This is a genomic window from Streptomyces daqingensis (assembly GCF_014645895.1).
GTDB lineage: Bacteria > Actinomycetota > Actinomycetes > Streptomycetales > Streptomycetaceae > Streptomyces > Streptomyces daqingensis.
Genome location: NZ_BMMP01000001.1, coordinates 285,624 through 302,763, shown reverse-complemented (window position 1 = coordinate 302,763; position 17,140 = coordinate 285,624). Strand labels below are relative to the sequence as shown.

Below are 17,140 nucleotides of genomic sequence, written 5' to 3'. Positions count from 1 at the left end.
CGCACGGGCCCGGGAGACGCCGTCGCACGCGGGCCGGGACGAGCGGCCTCGGGGCGGGCGACCACCCGCCCCGATCCTGTTGCCAGGCCGCCGGAGCCGCATCTAATGTCCCGCTTGGACACATGAATCCATCCATGCTCGGGAGGCCGCAGGTGGGAAGGGCTCTCCCCACGTCCCAGCGCGCGTACGACTACGCGAAGGAACGGATACTCGAGGGCATCCTCGCCGGAGGCGAGCTCATCAGCGAGGGGACCGTCGCCGACGCCCTGGGCGTCAGCCGCACACCGGTGCGCGAGGCGTTCCTGCGTCTGGAGGCCGAGGGGCTGCTGCGCCTCTATCCCAAGCGCGGCGCGGTCGTGGTGCCCGTCTCCGCGAAGGAGGTCGAGTCGGTCCTGGAGACGCGGGAGCTCATCGAGTCCTTCGCGGCGGAGAAGGTGGCGGCCATGGGCGCGGAAGCGCTCGGGGAGCTGGTGGGCGAGCTGCGGGACCAGCTGCGGGAGCAGCGGAAGCTGCGTGGGGCCGGCGAAGGCAAGGCGTTCGTGGCGGCCGACCAGCTCTTCCACCAGATGATCGTCGCCGCCTCCGACAACCCGATCCTGCTCGACCTGTACGCGGGCCTGCGGGACCGCCAGCAGCGCATGGGTCTCTACGCGGTCTTCCACGACGACGACAGGCTGCGGGCCACGAACCATCAGCACGTCGAACTCGTCGACCTGCTGGAGCGCGGCGACGTCGCCGGCTACCGGACGGCGCTGCGCGGGCACCTGCGAGGCACCCGCGCAGCGGCTCTGGGCCGGCAGGACGGCCGGGACCGCGCCGTTCAGGACAGCAGCATCCACCCCAGCACGGGCGTGGACTGAAGGTAGACCAGCACGCACATCACCAGCAGCAGTGCCAGGCTCCAGCCGACGACCTTGCGGAGCAGCTCCGGCTCACGTCCGCCCAGTCCCGTCGCGGCGGCGGCGATGGCGAGGTTCTGCGGGGAGAGCATCTTGCCGAGGACACCGCCCGAACTGTTGGCGGCGGCCAGCAGTTCGGGCTGGTAGCCGGAGTTCTTGGCGGCCGTCACCTGGAGGATGCCGAAGAGCGCGTTGGCCGAGGTGTCGGAGCCGGTGACCGCGACGCCAAGCCATCCCAGGACCGGCGAGAGGAAGGCCAGAGCGGCGCCCGCGCCGGCGATGAAGTGGCCGATCGTGGAGGTCTGCCCGGACAGGTTCATCACGTAGGCCAGCGCCAGCACGGTGGCGACGGTCAGGATGGCCCAGCGCAACTGGTGAAGCGTCTGGCCGTAGGCCCGTACGGCGACGCCCGGTGCGATCGCCAGCAGGAGAGCCGTGAGCACTCCGCTGAGGAGCAGCATCGTGCCGGTCGCGGGCAGCCAGTTGAAGTTGAAGACCGTGGAGGCCGCCGGTTCGCCGCTGACAGGGTCGGCGACGTCCAGCCCCGGCCAGTCGAAGAGCACGGCGCCCTTCTCCAGGAGCGTCTTCACCGAGGGGATCTGGGTCACCGCGAAGACGATGATGATCACGGCGTACGGGAGGTAGGCCTTCACCGCGGCGCCGGTGCTGTCCTGCACTTCCGTGTCGGTTCCCGTGGTGGTGCCGCTGCCCTTTTCGGTACGGGCGCCGTCTGCCGCCGCCGGGGCACCGGTACCGCCTTCGCCTCCGGCCCCGGGGGCCGTGGCCCCGCCGCCGTCGTCCGCTGCCGCCGGTGCGGGCCCTCCGGGCGTGTACGTGCGGCCCATGCGCATGACGAGCACCAGCACGCCCACGGAGAACAGCGCGGCGACCACGTCGGTGAGTTCGACGGAGAGGTAGTTGGACGTGACGAACTGGGCCGCCGCGAACGCGAGTCCGCACGCGAAGGCGGGGATCCACGTCTGCCGGACGCCGCGCCGCCCGTCGACCAGGTAGACCAGCAGCACGGGGACGATCGCCGCGAGCAGCGGGGTCTGCCGTCCGACCGTGGAGGAGACGTCGGCGAGGGGCAGGCCCGTCAGTTCGGAGAGGGTGATGACGGGAGTGCCCATGGCGCCGAAGGCCACGGGCGCGGTGTTCGCCACGAGCGCCACCGTCGCGGCCTTGAACGGTTTGAAGCCCAGCGCGATGAGCATCACCGAACTGATCGCCACGGGAGCGCCGAACCCGGCAAGCGCCTCCAGCAGCGCCCCGAAGCAGAAGGCGACGATCACGGCCTGCAGCCGCTGGTCGTCCGACAGCTTGCCGAAGGAGCGCCGGAGCACTTCGAAGTGCCCGGTGTCGACGGTCATCTGGTACACCCACAGGGCGTTGACCACGATCCACATGATCGGGAACAGGCCGAACAGGGCTCCGAGCACCGCTGAGTTGAGACTCTGCCCGACGGGCATCCCGTAGACGGCGACGGCTACGGCTATCGAGGTGGCCAGCGCGGCGAGCGCGGAGAGCCACGCCTGGATGCGCAGGACGCCGAGCATGACGAAGAAGACGGCAAGCGGCAGCGCCGCGACGAGGGACGACCACCCCAGTGAGCCGCCGAGCGGGTCGAGTACGGGTTGGAACACGGTGCCTCCGGTGGCGAGTTGGGACTCGGGGGACGACTCACCAGGGCTTGACGCCGCGTATGGAGGCGTCGACGACCTGGACGGGGTGGAGCACGGGCAGTTCTGAGTCGAGGTGCCGCGAGATCTGCAGCAGGCAGCCGGGGTTGGCGGTCACCACGGCTTCGGGCGCCGTCGAGCGGACGTGGGCGGCCTTGCGGCGGCCGAGCTCTTCGGCGGATTCGGGTTGCACGAGGTTGTAGACGCCCGCCGAGCCGCAGCACATGTCCGACTCCGGGATGTCGACGACCTCCAACTCGGGTACGGCGCTGAGGACTTCGCGGGGTGCCCGGCGGACGCCCTGGGCGTGTGCGAGGTGGCAGGCCTCGTGGTGGGCGAGCCGGGCGGGTACGGGATGGCGCGGAGCGAGGGGCGGCAGCTCGGCGAGGAGTTCGGAGACGTCGCGCACCTTCGCGGCGAACCGCTCGGCCCGCTCGGCGAATTCGGGATCGCCGGCGAGCAGTCGTCCGTACTCCTTGAGGGCCGAACCGCAGCCCGCCACGTTGACGACGACGGCGTCGACCTCCAGGTCCTCGAAGGTCTCGATGAGCCGCTTGGCCCGTACGACGGCCTCCTCCTCCCGTCCGGCGTGCTCGCTGAGCGCACCGCAGCAGCCCTGCTCGCGGGGTGCCACGACGTCACAGCCCTCGGCCGTGAGCACCCGCACCGTCGCCTCGTTGACGTGTGCGAAGAAGACCTGCTGCACGCAGCCGGTCACCATGCCCACCGTGCGGCGGGCGGCGGGCGCGGAGGCCTGTCCTCTCGCGGGGCTGTGCGCGGGGGTGCGGCGGAGGGCGGAGCGCAGCGGCACGTCCGGCATGAGGGCCTCCAGGGCTCGCAGCCGGGCGGGCAGCCGGCGCGTCACACCGGTCCTCTGCAGCAAACGCCGGACGCCGAGCCGCTGGTAGAGGGCCCCCAGTGCCGCAGCCGGGCGGAGCCGCCGCGGATAGGGGAAGAGGCGGAAGATCAGCCCGCGGAAGGCGCGGTCGGCCCTTGTGCGCGCCCAGTTGCGTTCGATCTGCGGCCGGACGCTCTGGATGAGCCGGTCGTACTGGACGCCGGACGGGCACGCCGTCACGCAGGCCATGCACCCGAGGCAGTTGTCGAAGTGGCCCACCGCGGCGGCGTCGAGGGGCGCCTCGCCCTCGCCGATGAGCTTCATCTGGTAGATCCGGCCGCGCGGCGAGTTCATCTCCTCGCCGGTGAGGGCGTACGTGGGGCATGCGGGCAGGCAGAAGCCGCAGTGCACGCAGTCCGAGATGAGGTCCGGCGAGGGCGGGTCGTGGGCGTCGAAGCCCTGGCCCTGTGCCGGGCCCTGCCCGGGCTGCGGATCGGGCGTTCCGTGCGGCGAGATCATGCGGCGCTCCCTGGGGGTGGGCCGGGTGGTACGGATGCCTGGGGCGTGTACGGATGCCTGTGCGTGTACGGATGCTCGTGCGTGTACGGGTGTCGAGGAGATGCGCGGGTCGGGGAGGGCGGGAGCCCTGGGAGATACGGGAGTCGGAGAAGAGGGGTCAGAACCAGGGATGGAAACGGCCCGGTGCGCACAGCCCGCCGGGATCGAACTGCCGCTTGAGCGCCCGCATCACGGGCGCCGTCGACGGGGCGGGGCCCCAGGAGGCGGCCAGCGCGTCGACGCCTTCGCGGCGGCGACGCAGCGTCACGGAGCCGCCGGCGGCGTGCACGGCCTCTCGCCAGGCGGTGACGCAGGCGGCGTGCTCCGCCGCCTCTCCCCCGCTCAGCACGACGGTGTGCACGCCCTGCGCGATGCCGCTCACGAGCCTCGCCGTCATGTCCGTGTCCCGCGTCAGGGCCGTCAACTCGGCGTGCAGGGCGGGCAGCCGGGACGCGCGCGTTCCGGCCCGCAGCACCGTCCGGCCGTCCTCGCCGGCGATGAGACGGGCGAGTGCTTCCCATGCGGCGTGCTCGTCGTCCTCGCCGAGCACGCGGGCGCCGTCCAGCTCGGGCAGGTCCATCGCCAGCCTGCCCCGGGCGGACGTGCTCTCCCGGGTGCCGTGGAAGCGGATCAGCAGCCGCTCCCCCTCCCACTCGACGGCGACCGGTTCGAGCGGCGAGCGCATCACGGCACGTGCCGCCCGGAGGGCATGGCCGGGGTCGCCGGTCTCCAGCGCGACCGTGGCCGTCGACTCGGGCAGCGGGTGCACGCGCAGGTTCAGCCGGGCCACCAGGCCGAACGCCCCGAGGGATCCCGCCATGAGCTTCGCCAGGTCGTAACCGGCGACGTTCTTGATGACGTCGCCGCCCGTACGGACGACGGAACCGTCGGCGAGTACGAGCGTCGCGCCGATCACGAGGTCGCTGAGCCCGCCGTACTTCAGGCGCCTGGGCCCCGTGTCTCCTCCGGCGAGGAGGCCGCCGAGCGTCGCACCCCCGCGCTCGGTCGGGGCGTCGAGCGGCAGCCACTGGCCGGCGGGTGCCAGCAGTTCCTGCAGGCGGGAAAGGGGCATCCCCGCCTCCACACCGACCGTCCAGTCCTCCGGCGCGTGGCTGACGAGCCCGTCCAGCGAGCCGGTCTCCACCACGACGTCGGTCCTGCCGACCGGCGCGCCCCACTCCAGGGCCGTCCCGGCGCCGGTGAACAGCAGTGCCTGCTTCTCACGCGCCGCCGTCCCCAGCGCCTCGGCCGCTTCGGCGAGGCTCGTGGGACGTACGCGCGGAGCACCTGCGGCCGGCGCCGCGCCGGACTCGCCGGCGGGCCGGGGGCCGTCCGGCTCGCGTACCGCTGCGGGTGGTTCGTCCGTCATGTCACCTCACCACCTTTCGATCACGCCGGCCGTCTCCAGCGGATGCGGCCGGTAGCGTCCCGGGCTCTCACCGCACAACCGCGGAGTGGGCAGTACCTTCCCCGGGTTGGCCAGCCCGCCGGGATCGAAGGAGCTGCGCAGCCGCCCCATCACCGCGAGGTCCTCCTCGCCGAACATCTTCGGCATGGAGCACGCCTTGTCGAGGCCGATCCCGTGCTCGCCGCTGAGCGACCCGCCCAACTCGACGCACATCTCGGCGATCTCGCTCGACAGCCGCTCGGCGCGTTCGGCCTCGCCCGCCTGCTCGTCGAAGAGGACCAGCGGGTGCAGGTTGCCGTCCCCCGCGTGGAAGACGTTGGCCACGCGCAGCCCCTCGGCGCGCGACATCGCGGCGATGCGGCTCAGCGCTTCGGCGAGCCGCGTACGCGGGACGACGCCGTCCTGGACGAAGTAGTCGGGACTGATGCGCCCGACGGCGGCGAAGGCGGCCTTGCGGCCCTTCCAGATGCGCGCCCGCTCCTCGGCGTCCGTGGCGATGCGGATGTGCGTGGTGCCCTTCTCCCGGCACAGGGCGACGACTCTCTCGAACTGCTCCTCGCACTCGTCCTCCATGCCGTCGAGCTCGACGACCAGAGCGGCGGTCGCGTCGAGGCTGTACCCGGCCTGCACGGCGGCCTCGCTCGCCTCGATGGCGAGCGCGTCGAGCATCTCCACGGCCGCGGGCACGATGCCGGATGCCATGATCCCGCTGACGGCCTCGCCCGCCGCCTCCACGGTCGGGAAGTCCGCGACGAGCGTCCGCACGCTCTGCGGCGTGCGCAGAAGCCGCACCCTGATCTCCGTCGCGATGCCAAGCGTGCCCTCGGAGCCGATGAACAGCCCACGCAGATCGGGGCCGGCGGTCTCCGGCGCGTCCCCGCCTAGCCGCACCACCGAGCCGTCCGGCAGCACGACCGTCAGCGCGGTGACGTGGTGGACGGTGAAGCCGTACTTCACGCAGTGGGCACCGCCGGAGTTCTCCGCGACGTTGCCGCCGATCGTGCACACCACCTGGCTGGACGGGTCGGGTGCGTAGTAGAGGCCGTGCGGGGCGGCCACCTTGGAGATCTCCGCGTTGGTGACGCCGGGCTGGAGGACCATCGTGCGGTCGTCGGGGTCGAATTCGAGAACCTGCCGCATGCGTGCGAGGGAGATGACCACCCCTTGGGCGACGGGCACCGCTCCCCCGGAGAGGCCCGTTCCCGCTCCCCGCGCGACGAAGGGCAGTTCCGCCTCCGCGCAGAGGGCGACCGCCGCCGCGACCTGTTCGGTGGTGCGGGGCAGGAGCACCAGGGCGGGGACTTCACGGAAGCCGGTAAGGCCGTCACACTCGTAGGTCCGCAGCTGGAGCGGATCGGTCAGTACGGCGTCCCGTCCGAGCGCGGCCTCGAACCTTTTGCGCAGGGCGGTGTCGATCATGACGCCGTGCCTCCTGACCCGTAGTCCTCCCGGCAGAACGGCAGTTCAGCGAATTCCGAAGTCCGGTATTCAAAGACCGCGCCACGGAACCTAGGGGCCTTGCATCTATGGGTCAACCCTTCGTTGCATCCATGTTTCGCAACGGGATCGTCGAGGATTCGTGCAGGGATGACCACGGGTAACGCCCATGGGACCCCGTGCCCGGCGACCGCGGACGGGAGACGCCCTGCACGGAGACACGGAGACTGAGACCGAGACAGAGGCAGAGGCAGAGGCAGAGGCAGAGGCAGAGGCAGAGAAGACGATCGGAGACATGCCGCATGGACGGAGCCGACACCGACGAGGAGTCGGTGCGTTCGCTGCTGCGCGCCCAGCACCCGGACCTCGCACAGCTCTCGCTCCGGCTGGTGGCAGGCGGCTGGGCGAACCGGATGTGGCGGCTCGGGGACGAGCTGGCCCTCCGCCTGCCCCGCACGACCACGGGACCCTCGCGCCTCCGCCACGAGCAGCGGTGGCTGCCCGGACTGGCGCAGCGGCTGCCGCTTCCGGTCCCCGCCCCTGTACGGGCGGGCGAGCCGTCGGAGGTCTTCCCGCGCTCCTGGGCCGTCACGAGGTGGGTCCCCGGCGAGCCGGGCGATCGTGCTGCCATAAGCCGCGGGGCCGACTCGGCCCTCGCGATGGCGGCATTCCTCAGGGCCCTTCACCGGCCCGCCCCCGCCGAGGCGCCGTCCAACCCGAGCCGGGGCATCTCCCTCCGGAAGCTCGGCCGGCAGTTCGAGGAGCGGTTCGCCAAGGTGGCGCCGGACGCCGTTCCCGAGGGCCGCGCCGGGGAGTTGCGCGACGTGTGGGAGGAAGCCGTCGCGGCAGCCGAATGGGACGGTCCGCCGATGTGGCTGCACGCCGATCTGCACCCCGCGAACGTCGTCGTCTCCGGAGGAACGCTCTCCGGGGTCATCGACTTCGGGGAACTCTGCGCCGGGGACCCCGCCTCCGACCTCGCGACGGCGTGGCTCGTCCTGCCGGACGGTTCGGCCTCGCGCTTCCTCGGCTCCTACGGCAGCGCCGACGAGTCGTCCGTCCGCCGCGCGAAGGGCTGGGCCGTGCTGCACGCGCTGTCCCTCGTCGACATCGGCAGGGCGGGACGCGAAGGGCTGCCCGGCGGCCAGCCCACATGGGAACCCGCGGGCCGGCGGGCGCTGGCGCGCCTCCTCGCGTCGCGCCAGGCCCGCTGACCACGGCTCCCCCGCATCCGCGGCCGGCCGGGTGCCGTTCGCGTTCGCCTGACGGGACGCCCGGCGTGAGACTACGATCACCGTGAGTGACGAACACTGCCGGAAAGCAGACGGGGAGCAACTGTGCCCGCACCGAAGGACCTCGACCCGTCCGCCTCCCTGGCAGCCCTGTACGGCGCGAAGTTGCGCAAGCTGCGCGGCCGGGCCGGCTGGACCCAGCGCGAGCTGGGCGAGAAGATCCCCGTCGCCCACAGCCGCATCGCACAGTTCGAACTGGGCAACGAGACGCCACCGGAGGACGTCGGCCGCAGACTCGACGAACTCCTCGGCGCCGACGGCGACTTGATCGACCTCTGGGGCCACGCCCGCCGGACGCCGTTCCCCGACTGGGCGCGGATGTTCATGGAGTACGAGGCCCGAGCCACTGCGATGCACAAGTACATGGCGCACAGCGTGCCTGGGCTGCTCCAGACAGAGGCGTACGCCCGTGAAGTGCTCCGGCTGGGCCAGCCCTGGTGCACGGGAAGAGAGATCGACGAGAAGGTCGCCGCGCGCGTCAGCCGCCAGGGTCTTCTCCGCCGAGCGCAACCGCCGCTGCTCTGGGTCGTCCTGGACGAGGCCGTCATCCGCAGACCTGTCGGAGGCGTCGGGGTGATGCGCGAGCAACTGGACTGCCTCATCGACGCATCCAGGACGCCGGGAGTCGAGGTCCAGGTGCTTCCCTTCGACGCCGGAGGCCACGCCGCGATGGGCGGGTCGCTCACCTTGCTGTCGTTCGACAACTCGCCCGACGTGGCCTACCTGGAGGCCGGCCACTCGGGCCAGTTGGTGGAGGAGCGGGCGATGGTCGCCAGGCACTCGTACCGATACGATCTCGTGCACGCCAGAGCACTGCCGCCCGAAGCATCGACATCCTTGCTCCACGAGGCGATGGAGGATTTCGGAACATGTGCGACGCAGGCAGCCACGTGAACTGTTCCCGATGGCGCAAGAGCACATACAGCGACGGAGGCGGCGGCGACTGCGTCGAAGTCGCCGAGGGAATCCCCGGCACCGTCCCCGTCCGCGACAGCAAAGACCCCGCCCGTTCCGCCCTGCGTTTCCCCCCGGCGGCGTGGACGGCCTTCGTCGAATCCCTCAAGTCCCCCGCGCTCCCCCGCCTCTGATGGGGAGCCGCGACGGAAGGCCGTACGGCCCCTGACTGTCCTACAGGCTGGGGGTCAGGTCCTGCAGACCGACGACCCGCAGCAGTTCGAGCCGCTCGTGCGTCCGTGTCCCGGGCCGCGCCGAGTGCACGACGAGCTGCTGGCTGTGGCCGTCGCCGAGCAGCACCTCGCAGTCGAGGTCGAGGACGCCGACCACCGGGTGCAGGAACCGTTTCGGCGACGGACGGCGGACCACGACGTCGTGTTCCGCCCACAGCGTTTCGAACTCCTGCGATCCTGCACGGAGTTCGGACACGAGGGCGGCCGGGCCCGGGTCGTCGGGGCGGGCCGCGGCGACCGCTCGCAGAGCCGCCACGTGCGCACGGGCATGCTGCTCGTGCTTCTCAGGCGGTGCCAGGTCCCTTGCGCCCGGCACCGTGAACCAGCGGCGGATGAGGTTCGTCCCGGTGTGGTCTCCGACCAGGGCCACGGACATCGTGTTCTGCGCGAGCATCCCGCCCCAGTCGCTCATCACCGATGCCGGGAGGTCGTGCAGCCGGTCCAGGATCATCAGCAGTCCCGGACGGACGTGGTCCGAGGAGACACCGCGCCGGGGCGGCTCCTCGCCCGCCAGGTGGAACAGGTGGGCGCGTTCCACGTCTGTGAGCCGCAGGGCACGGGCGAGGGCGGTGAGCATCTGCCGCGACGGGTGGGAGCCGCGGCGCTGTTCCAGGCGCGTGTAGTAGTCCGTGGACATCCCGGCGAGCTGCGCCACCTCCTCGCGGCGCAGGCCCGGGGTACGGCGCCGCGGCCCCACGCTCAGGCCCACGTCGCCAGGAGCCAGACGGGTGCGGGCGCGGCGCAGGTAGTCGGCGAGTCCGGTTCGGTCCATGTCTCAAGGATCCTCCGGACCCGGGCTCGTATCCAGGGAGTGCCGGTCCCTGGATAACCGCGTCTCTCCCGCCGCTGCCGCCGCTCACGCACGCTCGGACCTGGCTACGACACAAGGAGGCGGCCATGCTGACATTGGTGACAGGAGCGACGGGCCAGGTCGGGCGGAGGTTCGTACCGAGGCTGCTGCAGAGCGCACCGCCCCGGGACGAGGTGCGGGTCCTGGTGCGGGACGCGGCGCGCGGTGACCGGTTCGGGGAGCTCGGCGCCCAGGTGATCGTCGGCGATGTGCGCGACGCTGATGCGCTCGGCAAGGCGACGGCCGGCGTGGACGCGGTGGTGAACGTCGCCGCCGCCTTCCGGGGGGTGCCGGACGAGGAGGCCTGGACGGTCAACCGGGACGCGGCGATCGAGCTCGGCAGGGCCGCGGTGGCCTCCGGGGTGCGGCGGTTCGTACAGGTGAGCACCGGCCTCGTATACGGCGCGGGGCGGGGAAGGGCGCTGGTCGAGGACGACGAGACCGTGCCGGGCACCCACCTCTGGGGCGCGTACCCCGAGTCCAAGTGGGAGGCGGAGCGCGCGCTCGGGGAGCTGGACGGCCTCGACGACCTCCGCATCGGACGGCTGCCCTTCGTGTACGGGGACGGGGACCCGCATCTGGCCGACGTCATGGAGTGGGCACCGAAGTGGTCCGCCATGCAACGCCTGCACATGGGCCACCACCTGGACGTGGCGCAGGGCCTGAAGCGGCTGCTGTACGCGCCTGGGGCGCACGGCGTCTACAACATCGCCGACGACGCCCCGCTCACCACCGTCGACCTCTTCCGGATCCACGGCCTGCCCGTGCCGCAAGAGGTCTACGACAGGGAGACCCCGGACCCCTGGCACGGCGTGATGTCGACGACCCGCATCCGTCACGAACTCGGGTACCGCCCCCTGGTCCCGTCGGTGTGGACGGCGCGGGAGGCGGGGTTGCTGTAACCGGCGGTCAGCCGCCGGAACCCGGCCGCCAAGCCGGGAAGCGGTGCGGCCGGCTCCCTCTCCGGCGGCCGTCGAGCGAAAGCCGCGAAACGTGGCCCAGGGGGTCCCGCGTGTCGGCGTGGGCTGCCACCGGCCGGCCGGTGGCAGCCCATGTCCTGAGGGCCGGGTGGCTGCCCTGAACCGGCCCCGCGCGCGCACGCCGGGGGGGCCGGCACGCACGTATACGCCCGCGCGCGGGCCGTGACTCCGGGTGCGGATCAGGCGGGAGCCGCAGGGGCGGCGCCGCGGATCAGGTCGGCTGCCTTCTCCGCGATCATGATCGTGGGTGCGTTGGTGTTGCCGCGCACCAGTTGCGGCATGACCGAGGCGTCGGCCACCCGCAGCCCGGCCACGCCGTGCACGTTCAGCTCGTGGTCGACGACCCGCCCCATGGAGCAGGTGCCCGCCGGATGGTAGAGCGTGTGCGACGCGCGGCGGGCGTAGTCGAGGAGGTCGGCGTCGCTGTCCGAGCGCGGCACGCTGTAGTCACCGCGCCGGTGTGCCCGCAGGCTGGGCTGGTCGGCGATGTCGAGCAGGAGCCGCAGGGCGCGCACCGCCGTCGCGCGATCCTCGTCCGTAGCGAGGTAGTTGTGCGTGATGCGCGGTTTGGCGCTGGGAAGCGCCGACCGGAGGGAGACCTTGCCGCGGCTGGTCGCGTCGAGCAGGACCGCGCCGTGGTGGAAGCCGTGCGCGAAGGGGACACCGAGCCCCTCCTCGTGGAACAGCGCCGGGACCGCGTGGAGTTGGAGGTCCGGTGCGTCCAGCCCGTCAGCCGAGTGCAGGAAACCGCCCACCTCTCCCACGTTCGAGGTGAGGGGCCCGCGGCCCTCCGACTCCAGCAGCACCAGGTTCTCCGGGGTCTCCGCCGTCCACAGCGATTCGGTGTCGGTGAGGTGGATGAGGGGGAGGTGTGCGTGGTCCTGGAGGTTCTCCCCGACCGGCAGGTCCGCGCGGGGCTCGATGCCGAGCGCCGCGAGTTCGGAGGCGACGCCGATACCGGAAAGCATCAGCAGCTGAGGGGAGTTGTAGGCGCCCGCTGCGAGGACGACCTCCCGCTCGGCATGCGTCTCTTCCAGGAGCCCGCCCCGGTCGGTCTCGACGCCGACGACACGGTCCCCGGAGAACAGCAGCCTGGTGCACAGGGCACCGCTCAGCACGCGGAGGTTGGGCCGTTCCATGGCGGGGCGCAGGTATGCGTCGGCGGTGCTGCACCGCAACCCGTTCCGCTGGGTGAGGTCGTAGTAGCCGACGCCGTCCTGCCGGGGGCCGTTGAAGTCGGGGTTGAACGAATGTCCCGCCTCCTGCGCCGCCTCCACGTACGCCGACATGAGCGGGCTGCGGGAGCGCCCCTCGCTGACCGTGAGCGGCCCGCCCGCCGCGTGCCAGTCCGACGGGCCGGCGTGGTGGTCCTCCGCCCGTAAGAAGTAGGGGAAGACGTCGCGCCAGCTCCATCCCTCGGCGCCGGCAGCGGCCCAGGCGTCGTAGTCCAGCCGGTTGCCCCGGATGTAGATCATGGCGTTCATCGACGACGAGCCGCCGAACATCCGCCCCCGCGGGAGGTAACACCGACGTCCGCCCAACCCCGGCTCGGGCTCCGTCGTGTAGTCCCAGTCGTACTTGGTGCGGAACAACTTCCCGAAGGCGGCGGGCACATGGATCTCCATGGCGTCGTCGGCCGGGCCTGCCTCCACCAGCAGTACGCGGACGCCGGGGTCTTCCGAGAGCCTGGCGGCCAGGACGCAGCCGGCCGAACCGGCGCCGACGACGATGTAGTCGTACAGGTCATGCATGGGCTTCCCCTCGATCGCGGTGAACCGGGCCCTGCCGTGCCGCCCCGTCTTCGTAAGGCCGATGCGCACGCGCTCGCGGGCAGAGAACGACGACGCGACCGCCCGCGGGACTCTTCGCACCCCGCCGATCGCGAACATGCCGCCCGCCTCCCGGTGTCCCGCTCCCTACCCCCTGTACGGACGGAGTGCACCGAACCGGTCGGCCTTCCCGGTCGGCCGGATCGCGTCGCATGTCCGACGGGCGCCCGGCCGTGTGGCGGTCACTCGCCGTCGCCGCGGCGGCCCGCCCCGGTGCGCGCACCCGCCCCGGCGGGCATCCGGAAGCATCACCTCAGGTGGGGCGGCAGTCTTCTCTCACACACCCTCCCCCGATTCCGCCCAGGACCAGTTCGGAAACCCCTAGTCAGCCGGGAGGGGCGCGAGGTAATTTCACCTTCAGTCACTGACTGTCGTGATCGAATCGCAGACCGGGTAAGGGGCGGTGCGCTGTTGCGTGACTACAGCTGTCCGCCGCTCGTGCGACCCATGCGCTCCGGCGGTCTGGCCGACTCCGTGTACGAGACGGCCGCGCGTGAACCGGGGCTGCCCCAGCTCGCCCGCCGTGACAGCCCCGACGGCAGCACCGGCCCGTGGCGCGAGATGACCGCCGCGGCCTTCGCGGAGAAGGTGCTGGGCCTGGCGAAGGGGCTTCTGGCGGAGGGCGTCGGGTTCGGCGACAAGGTCGCCGTGATGACCCGCACCCGGTACGAGTGGACGGTCTTCAGCTACGCCCTGTGGTCCATCGGCGCGCAGGCCGTGCCGATCTACCCGACCTCCTCCCCCGAGCAACTGCGGTGGGTGCTTTCGGACTCCGAGTCGTGCGCCGTCGTCGTCGAGCACGAGGACCACGCCATGACGGTGGGTTCGGTGTGCGGAGGTCTTCAATCCCTGCGTCACATCTGGCAGTTGGACGCGGGGTGCGTGGAGTGGCTCACCGAGTCGGGGCGGCTCGTCGACGAGAGCGAGGTGCACCGGCACCGCGTCGCCGTCAGACCGGACATGACGGCCGCCGTCATCTACACCTCCGGTACGACGGGACGTCCCCGCGGCTGCGCCATCACGCACGCGAACCTGGCCGTCGAGTGCGACACGCTCATCGCGGGCTGGGGCGGCCTCATGGGCGAGCCCGGCCAGCAGCCCGCCATCCTGGCCTTCCTGCCCGTGGGTCACGTGTACGGGCTGATGGTGACGGTGCTGTGCGTGCGCGGGGGCTACCTGCTGGGGCATCAGCCGGAGATGGCCGTCCGCGACCTGGTGCCGGCGCTCGAATCGTTCCGGCCCACCTGCCTGTTCGCCGTCCCTCTCATCTTCGAGAAGGTCTACGCGCGTGCGCGGATGCTGGCCGTGCGCTCGGGGCGGGGAGACCTCTTCGAGAGGGCCATGGACATCGCCACCCGCTACGCCGAAGCCGTGGAGGCCCAGTCTCTGGGGAAGGGGACGGGGCCCAGCACCGGTCTGAAGGCACGTCACGCGGTCTACGAGCGCCTGGTCTACCGCCAGTTGCGCAGCGTCCTCGGGGGCCGTACGAGCAACGTCGTCTCCGGCGGATCGACGCTGAGCCGCGATCTGGGACTGGCGCTCGCAGGCGCCGGCATCACCGTCTACGACGGCTACGGGCTCACCGAGACCACCGCCGCCGTCACCGCGCAGCCCCCCGGACGGCCGCGCTTCGGCACCGTGGGCCGCCCCATGCCGGGCGCGGCCGTGCACATCGCGGAGGACAGTGAGGTCTGGGTGCGGGGCCCGATGGTCTTCCCCGGTTACACCGGCCTCGCGGAGTCCCGTGCCGAGTCGCAGCAAGCCGCACAGGCCGAACGGGCGGCGTGGGGCGGGGAACCGGGCCCGGCGGCGCACGCGGAGACGGGGCACCTCGGTTCGCCCCTGAGGCCCAACAACGAGGAGATGCTGCACGACGGCTGGCTCGGCACGGGCGACGTCGGTCACCTGGACGACGGTTACCTCGTCATCACCGGCCGCAAGAAGGACGTCATCATCACCAGCGGCGGGCGCAGCGTCGCACCCATGGTGCTGGAGACGAGGCTCCGCGCCCATCCGCTCATCTCCCAGGCGCTGGTGGTGGGCGACGACCGCCCCTACGTGGCGGCGCTTCTGACCCTCGACCCCGAAGTGCTCCAGCACTGGCGGTCGGCGATGGAGCAGTACGGCCCGAGCAGGCCGGGGTCCTACAACATGACGGAGGAGCTGGAGCGGGAGGTGCAGCGGGCCGTGGCGGCGGCGAACACGGTCGTCTCGAAAGCGGAGTCCATCCGCGCATTCCGCATCATGTCCGGCGAGTTCAGCATGGAGGACGGACTCGTCACACCGTCACTGAAACTGCGGCGGGGCGCCATCACCCGCAAATACGCGGCGGAGATCGAAGAACTCTACGCACGCTGAGCTGCCGTTCTCTGCGCTGCCGCCCTCTGTTCGGGCGAAGCGGACGCGGCAGATCCGAGTGGGCAATGTAGCAGTGTTGAGCGCTGTACAACCGGTTCTTGTCAGGTCGAGACGAAGCCTCGACCACATCGTCACACACGCCATTAACGTCCGTCGCACTTCGAAGATGTGTGTGGAGAGGAGGGCGGATGCGTTCCGCCAAAGCGTCGGGGCGAGCTGCCGGCACGGTGCTGATCATGCTCGCGCTTGTGGCAACGCTTGCCGCGTTGCTGCTTCCTATCCAGTGGTTCGACGGCAACCGCTCCTTTGCGCTTGCCCGTTCAGGCTGGCAGGACGACGGCGACGGAACTTGGAAGACGGAATATGGGCCGCTTACCTCACTCGACCGGGACTTCATACGCACCGTACGAAGTTCAGGACTGTGGGAGCTGCCCGCCGGACGTTCCGCCAAGGAGCGCGGCGGGCGCAAATCTGTCCGGATCGCCGGCAAACACCTCGTCGACGGATACACAGAGTTGGACAAGCGGACCATTGAGGCCGCCAAGACGCTGAAGCTTCCCCTGTCCAATCAGCCGACCGGCCCCCAGCAAGAGTGGCTGAAGGAGATGGAGCAGGCCAAGGGAGCACAGTTCGACCGCATCTTCGTCGAACGGCTCCGGCGCGCGTCGGGCAAGAACATCGGCCTCATCGGTCTCGTACGCGATCAGACCCGCAACTCGATGGTGCGGTCGTTGGCGACCCGGGCCAACGCCGCCGTCCTCGATCACCTCGAGGTCTTGGAAGAGACCGGACTGGTGGACTACGAGGCGCTGAACGACGAGTAATGAGTGGAGTGAATTCACTGTGAGAAAACTGAGCCACAAACGCTCGCGCACGAAGAACAAAACCATAGCGATCGTCGCAGCGCTGGTGATCGGTGGCGGCGGTGCGGCGGCGATCGGCGCCAGCGCCTTCGCCGGCGGGGACGACGAGTCCCAGTTGGCAGCAAGCACGATCGACTGCCCTGACGTGAGTCTCGCGCTCGGTGACGTGCCCGCGAAGGCCAAGGAGCCCGTCGGCCAGAAGCTCGCCGCCCTGGACCAGCAGGTCGCGCAGGCGTACGGCCAGTGGAACTCCCAGGAGGCCGACGCCAATGAGGCGCTCGGCCAGCTCAACAAGCAGCGGTCCGAGACCATCGCCAACATCGGCGAGGACCTCAAAGCGGCCGGCGCCGAGCAGCCTGAAGACATGGCCGGCATGTCGCAGTGCCAGATGAAGCAGGAGCAGGCCGGTCAGGAGCAGGGCGGAGGTGAAGGCGGCGAGCAGGCCAGCGGCCCGTCCGCCGACGACTTCGTCGACATCACCACCGTCGAGCCCAACGCCAACGAGGAAGAAGCGGGCGGCCAGGGCGGCAGCTTCGAGACGAAGTGCGGTGTCAACGACAACGAGCACCTCAACTCGGACAACGTCATCGCCGCTCCGGGCGTCCTGAACGGCGCGCACCACGTCCACGACTACGTCGGCAACGAGGACACGAGCGCTGCCTCCTCCGACGAGTCCCTCGCTGCGGCAGGTACGACCTGTGAGCAGAACGACCAGTCGACGCACTACTGGCCCGTGATCCGTTCGCTGGACGGGCAGGAGGACCAGCGGGGCGCCGTCGGCAGCGAGCAGAACCAGGGCGACGCCAACGAAGCCAGCACCAACAGCGTCCACAACGGCAACCAGGGCCAGGACGCCGGTCAGGACCAGGGCCAGGACCAAGGTCAGGACCAGGGACAGGACGCCGGACAGGACCAGGGCCAGGACCAAGGCCAGGACGCCGGACAGGACCAGGGCCAGGACC

Annotated in this window: 13 protein-coding genes and 1 pseudogene; 8 read left to right on the top strand and 6 right to left on the bottom strand. The window is 71.1% G+C overall.

From position 1 onward, the window contains the following. The first annotated feature begins 152 nt into the window (after window positions 1–152). Window positions 153–860 carry a GntR family transcriptional regulator gene (locus tag IEY56_RS01340; RefSeq protein ID WP_229711449.1) on the top strand — a complete coding sequence of 236 codons (708 nt, stop codon included), beginning with the start codon at window positions 153–155 and terminating at the stop codon, window positions 858–860. On the opposite strand, the gene IEY56_RS01335 is transcribed toward IEY56_RS01340, so the two are convergent. The 4 genes from IEY56_RS01335 to IEY56_RS01320 form a co-directional block, all read right to left on the bottom strand. Continuing rightward, window positions 821–2,542: an L-lactate permease gene (locus IEY56_RS01335; protein ID WP_189035156.1), complete on the bottom strand. Its 1,722-nt coding sequence runs from the start codon at window positions 2,540–2,542 to the stop codon at window positions 821–823. The genes IEY56_RS01340 and IEY56_RS01335 overlap by 40 nt on opposite strands. Before the next feature lie 37 nt (window positions 2,543–2,579). After that, a complete protein-coding gene (locus tag IEY56_RS01330) occupies window positions 2,580–3,935 on the bottom strand; it encodes a (Fe-S)-binding protein (RefSeq protein ID WP_189035155.1) in 1,356 nt (451 codons plus the stop codon). A gap of 157 nt (window positions 3,936–4,092) precedes the next feature. Next, on the bottom strand, window positions 4,093–5,343 hold the full coding sequence (locus IEY56_RS01325) for an FAD-binding oxidoreductase (RefSeq protein WP_189035154.1): 1,251 nt from the start codon (window positions 5,341–5,343) through the stop codon (window positions 4,093–4,095). A gap of 6 nt (window positions 5,344–5,349) precedes the next feature. Continuing rightward, window positions 5,350–6,801, bottom strand: coding sequence for an FAD-linked oxidase C-terminal domain-containing protein (locus IEY56_RS01320; RefSeq protein ID WP_189035153.1), 1,452 nt, complete (start codon window positions 6,799–6,801; stop codon window positions 5,350–5,352). A gap of 320 nt (window positions 6,802–7,121) precedes the next feature. Between IEY56_RS01320 and IEY56_RS01315 the strand changes: the two genes are divergently transcribed. The 3 genes from IEY56_RS01315 (at window position 7,122) to IEY56_RS01305 (ending at window position 9,199) form a co-directional block, all read left to right on the top strand. Beyond that, the gene (locus IEY56_RS01315) at window positions 7,122–8,033 is read left to right on the top strand and encodes an aminoglycoside phosphotransferase family protein (RefSeq protein ID WP_189035152.1); all 912 of its coding nucleotides are present in this window, start codon (window positions 7,122–7,124) and stop codon (window positions 8,031–8,033) included. Between the two features lie 123 nt (window positions 8,034–8,156). Next, a complete protein-coding gene (locus tag IEY56_RS01310; protein WP_189035151.1) occupies window positions 8,157–9,005 on the top strand; it encodes a helix-turn-helix domain-containing protein in 849 nt (282 codons plus the stop codon). Continuing rightward, window positions 9,002–9,199 (top strand): DUF397 domain-containing protein, encoded by a 198-nt coding sequence (locus tag IEY56_RS01305; protein WP_229711447.1) that lies wholly within the window; start codon window positions 9,002–9,004, stop codon window positions 9,197–9,199. The genes IEY56_RS01310 and IEY56_RS01305 overlap by 4 nt, the downstream gene beginning before the upstream one ends. Before the next feature lie 40 nt (window positions 9,200–9,239). On the opposite strand, the gene IEY56_RS01300 is transcribed toward IEY56_RS01305, so the two are convergent. Further along, complete coding sequence (locus IEY56_RS01300) at window positions 9,240–10,070, bottom strand: helix-turn-helix transcriptional regulator (RefSeq protein ID WP_189035149.1); 831 nt, start codon at window positions 10,068–10,070, stop codon at window positions 9,240–9,242. A gap of 125 nt (window positions 10,071–10,195) precedes the next feature. Between IEY56_RS01300 and IEY56_RS01295 the strand changes: the two genes are divergently transcribed. Then, on the top strand, window positions 10,196–11,050 hold the full coding sequence (locus IEY56_RS01295) for an NAD-dependent epimerase/dehydratase family protein (protein WP_189035148.1): 855 nt from the start codon (window positions 10,196–10,198) through the stop codon (window positions 11,048–11,050). A gap of 257 nt (window positions 11,051–11,307) precedes the next feature. Here the strand turns inward: IEY56_RS01295 and IEY56_RS01290 are convergent, their stop codons facing one another. Continuing rightward, on the bottom strand, window positions 11,308–13,017 hold the full coding sequence (locus IEY56_RS01290) for a GMC family oxidoreductase (protein ID WP_308424100.1): 1,710 nt from the start codon (window positions 13,015–13,017) through the stop codon (window positions 11,308–11,310). Between the two features lie 351 nt (window positions 13,018–13,368). On the opposite strand from IEY56_RS01290, the gene IEY56_RS01285 reads away from it, so the two are divergent. The 3 genes and pseudogenes from IEY56_RS01285 to IEY56_RS01275 form a co-directional block, all read left to right on the top strand. After that, the gene (locus IEY56_RS01285) at window positions 13,369–15,315 is read left to right on the top strand and encodes an AMP-dependent synthetase/ligase (protein ID WP_189035147.1); all 1,947 of its coding nucleotides are present in this window, start codon (window positions 13,369–13,371) and stop codon (window positions 15,313–15,315) included. 188 nt (window positions 15,316–15,503) lie between these two features. Then, window positions 15,504–16,139, top strand: a complete 636-nt coding sequence (locus IEY56_RS01280) for a DUF4142 domain-containing protein (protein WP_189035146.1) — start codon at window positions 15,504–15,506, stop codon at window positions 16,137–16,139. A 19-nt stretch (window positions 16,140–16,158) separates the two neighbouring features. Next, a pseudogene (locus IEY56_RS01275) lies at window positions 16,159–17,140 on the top strand (hypothetical protein); the annotation flags it as partial.